General features: G+C 62.2%; 7 protein-coding genes. 3 read left to right on the forward strand and 4 right to left on the reverse strand.

Going from position 1 to position 3339, the window contains the following annotated elements; all coding sequences use genetic code 11:
- Nucleotides 1-52: 52 nt before the first annotated feature.
- Nucleotides 53-433: a hypothetical protein gene (locus tag P792_RS34145; protein WP_010667671.1), complete on the reverse strand. Its 381-nt coding sequence runs from the start codon at nt 431-433 to the stop codon at nt 53-55.
- A gap of 121 nt (nt 434-554) precedes the next feature.
- On the opposite strand from P792_RS34145, the gene P792_RS34150 reads away from it, so the two are divergent.
- Nucleotides 555-977: a helix-turn-helix domain-containing protein gene (locus tag P792_RS34150; RefSeq protein ID WP_018308113.1), complete on the forward strand. Its 423-nt coding sequence runs from the start codon at nt 555-557 to the stop codon at nt 975-977.
- A gap of 67 nt (nt 978-1044) precedes the next feature.
- On the opposite strand, the gene P792_RS34155 is transcribed toward P792_RS34150, so the two are convergent.
- Together P792_RS34155 and P792_RS34160 are read right to left on the reverse strand one after the other, a co-directional pair.
- The gene (locus tag P792_RS34155) at nt 1045-1401 is read right to left on the reverse strand and encodes a hypothetical protein (protein WP_023979792.1); all 357 of its coding nucleotides are present in this window, start codon (nt 1399-1401) and stop codon (nt 1045-1047) included.
- On the reverse strand, nt 1398-1775 hold the full coding sequence (locus P792_RS34160) for a hypothetical protein (protein ID WP_010667495.1): 378 nt from the start codon (nt 1773-1775) through the stop codon (nt 1398-1400). Before P792_RS34160 ends, P792_RS34155 begins: the two co-directional genes overlap by 4 nt.
- A gap of 106 nt (nt 1776-1881) precedes the next feature.
- Between P792_RS34160 and P792_RS34165 the strand changes: the two genes are divergently transcribed.
- Both P792_RS34165 and P792_RS34170 read left to right on the forward strand, forming a co-directional pair.
- Nucleotides 1882-2331: a helix-turn-helix domain-containing protein gene (locus tag P792_RS34165; protein ID WP_010667496.1), complete on the forward strand. Its 450-nt coding sequence runs from the start codon at nt 1882-1884 to the stop codon at nt 2329-2331.
- 61 nt (nt 2332-2392) lie between these two features.
- The gene (locus tag P792_RS34170) at nt 2393-2998 is read left to right on the forward strand and encodes a cation transporter (protein WP_010667497.1); all 606 of its coding nucleotides are present in this window, start codon (nt 2393-2395) and stop codon (nt 2996-2998) included.
- 10 nt (nt 2999-3008) lie between these two features.
- Here P792_RS34170 and P792_RS34175 read toward each other — a convergent pair whose 3' ends face one another.
- Complete coding sequence (locus P792_RS34175; RefSeq protein WP_023979793.1) at nt 3009-3332, reverse strand: YnfA family protein; 324 nt, start codon at nt 3330-3332, stop codon at nt 3009-3011.
- Nucleotides 3333-3339 lie beyond the last annotated feature (7 nt).

Consider the following 3339-nt stretch of genomic DNA (forward strand, 5'->3'; position numbering starts at 1 on the left):
TCCAGTGATTGCTGGCCACATGCGGGACAGGTCAGAAGCGAGGCAGGCCGAATCATCTTACAGACAGGCTCCTGAGCAGGACGGGTTCCAGGCGTGGCCACACCAATGCCGCCAGCACGATGAGCGCGGTGGCAAAGGATAGCATCTGGATAACCCCGATGCGTCGCCGGATAGACCCACTTTCCACACCCGCACAACAGACCCTGGCCTGCCGCCGATTGAGCGCCCAGGCGCTGACCAGCGCCGCGACCGCCAGCGCAATCAATGGCACGCGCCATGGCGCAAGTCTCGACAGAACACTGAAAACCCCCGCACCGGCGCCCAGAGAAGCGAAGGCGAGCGGAATGAGGCAGCAGGACGACGCGATCAGCGCACCCACACCGGCGGCCATACCGCCCGCGACACACAGGACTCCACCTCTTTCCATGCCCATGCGGCTACGTGATGTTCGTTGAGGCAGGTCCGCCGTCTCATCCATGATCGTCACTTTCCCATTGCGTCGCGCTTCATGCTACACCCCGTAGTGGCTACGGACTCAAGAGCAGGAGTGACGCATGGTCGCCATCACGATCGGCAAGCTGGCATCGGAAACCGGCGTTCATCTGGAGACGGTGCGCTACTATGAGCGCATCGGCCTCATTCCCGCGCCGCGAAGGGCGCGTAATGGCTATCGCCATTATCGGGCCGAGGATGTCAGGCGCCTGTCATTCGTCCGACGCGCGCGGGATCTTGGTTTCGACATCGAGGAAATCAGAACCCTGCTCGCCTTGGCAGAACCCGGCCTACCCTCCTGCGACGAGGTCAGAACACTCGCCATAGCTCATCTGGGCGACATCCAGAGCAAGATCTCCGACCTGCAACGGCTCGCATCGCTCCTGACAACAAGCATCGAACAATGCCGTGAGTCGGAGGCCCTGACTTGCCCGGTGCTCGATATGCTGGGTGCCTCTGCGATCGGAAGCACGCCCAACCCGTGACGTATCGTTCCGGGAGGCGGTTAAGGTCTTGGCGTGGGTCCAATAATGGCGTCCGATCCGCGGCAGGCTACCCGCGCAAGAACCCAATCGCCACCGGCTCGATCCGTGGCCAGAGCCATGCAAGACACCCCATGATCGTGGCGAACCCCATGATGCCGAGCGTCTGCCAGCCAGGCCTGTGTCCTGTCTGGTACGCCTGATAACCCACCCAGAACCAACCGACAGCAACCGCCAGGATCGCGACCGGCGTCAGCCAGCGATAGGCGTTGGCGAACCAGGCGAGAATACCGCCTACTGACCCGAGGATCGCGGCCGGCAGCGCGAGCGGCACGACGCAGCACACGCCGCAGGCCAGCGCCGCACTGGACGCCGTCATGGCAACCGCGCTGGCCGCCTTGTTTCCCGATGCGCTCGCCTCGCTCATGCGCCGCACTCCGCCGCGCACCCGCAGGTCTTTTTCATCGGCGCGGTTGCTGGCTGACTGCGCGACGCAAACTGCTCAAGCAGCGTTTCCGCAGCCTCACGCGCATACTCCGGGGCAGTAATCGTCAGAGTCAGCGCATCCATACGTTCAGCGATGTCAAACGCGAGGAACGCGCAACAGGTTCGTTCGCCTTCGACCATACGCGCGATATCGTCCCGTGCGGCAGGATCATAATCCAGCACGAGATGAAGACCATCTCGGTGCGCTGACCGAAGCGCCCTGGCGTTGAGACTGGCGATCCACTCCAGCCGCCTCGCCAGATCGCTGTTCTCCAGTGTGCAGGCAAGTGGGGCAGGCTCGTTTGGCTTCGTCACGATACTCTCCTCGATGCCGTTCCGCCCGTTCGCGTGACGGTCTGGCGCTTGTTTACGAGTTCAAGTAACTTGAGGTTCAAGATATTTTTTACGCGAGTTTCCCCCCATGCCCGGATACAAGATCGGCGAGTTGGCCGAGCGCACCCGTACCAATGCCCCCACGATCCGCTATTATGAAGAGATCGGCCTGCTTCCACGTCCGGAACGACAGGAAGGCAATCAGCGGCGTTATGCTGAAGACGATGTTCGACGGCTTACCTTCATTCGGCGCTGCCGGGCGTTTGGCTTTTCGATCGATCAGGTTCGGGCATTGGTCGAATTGGTACAGGACCGTACGCGATCCTGTGCGGAAGCCCGCGACCTCGCGCATACTCACCTGATGGACGTCCGGGCGAAGTTGCGCGAATTGAAGGCGCTCGAGAAAAGCATCGCCGGGTTCGTCGCGACCTGCGACGCACAATGCGCCGGCGGTCCCGGCTCCGAGTGCGTGATTCTTGACGAACTTGCCACCATCGAGCCGGCGGGGAACCGCGCATGCTGCGAAAGTGCGGTCTGATCTTCGCCTATAATCCATCTTCGGATGGGAGAAACCTGATAGAACGAAAGAGATAAAAACGATGAATTCCACACCACCGAACGACATGGCCGGCACCCTGCGACGGGTCATCTCTCTCGTGGGACTTCTGAATCTTGCCTATTTTGGCATCGAATTCACGGTAGCGCTTGCCATCGGCTCGGTCTCCCTGTTCGCGGATAGCGTCGATTTCCTGGAAGACGCCTCCGTCAATTTCCTGATCGTAGCGGCACTCGGCTGGACGGCGCGCAGCCGGGCGCGGGTCGGAATGGCCCTTGCCGCTATCCTGCTGGTTCCGGCGCTCGCGACGCTCTGGACCGCATGGCAAAAATTCAATCTTCCGACACCGCCCCAGCCGCTCGTCCTGTCGGTGACAGGATTGGGGGCGCTTGTGGTAAATTTCTCCTGTGCGCTCATGCTGACCCGCTATCGCTATCATGCAGGCAGTCTGACGCGCGCTGCCTTCCTGTCGGCGCGCAACGACGTGCTGGCCAATATCGCGATCATCGTCGCAGGCCTGGTCACGGCCTTTCTGTGGCACGCCGCATGGCCGGACCTACTTGTCGGGCTCGGTATCGCCGCGATGAACGCCGACGCCGCCCGCGAAGTCTGGCAGGCCGCGCGCAATGAGCACCGCGCGGCAGCATAGCCCCCTCAATTTACGTCCGGGGCGCGAACAGGATCAGGCTGGCCCCGCCGAGGCACACTAGGGCACCAACAATCTCCCACCGGTCCGGGGTGCGCCCCTCGACCAGTCGCATCCACATGAGCGAGGCGGTGATGTAGACGCCGCCATAGGCTGCATAGGCCCGCCCCGCCGTATCCGTATCGATACGGGTCAGCAGAAAGGCGAACAGGACCAGCGACACCATGCCCGGAACGAGAACCAGCGGCGAACGCCCCAGCCGGAGCCAGCTCCAGAAGGCGAAGCATCCGCCGATCTCTGCAAAACCCGCGACGACATAGATGATGAAAGGTAGCACAAACCCC

This window comes from Asaia sp. SF2.1 (genome assembly GCF_000505765.1).
Lineage (GTDB): Bacteria > Pseudomonadota > Alphaproteobacteria > Acetobacterales > Acetobacteraceae > Asaia > Asaia bogorensis.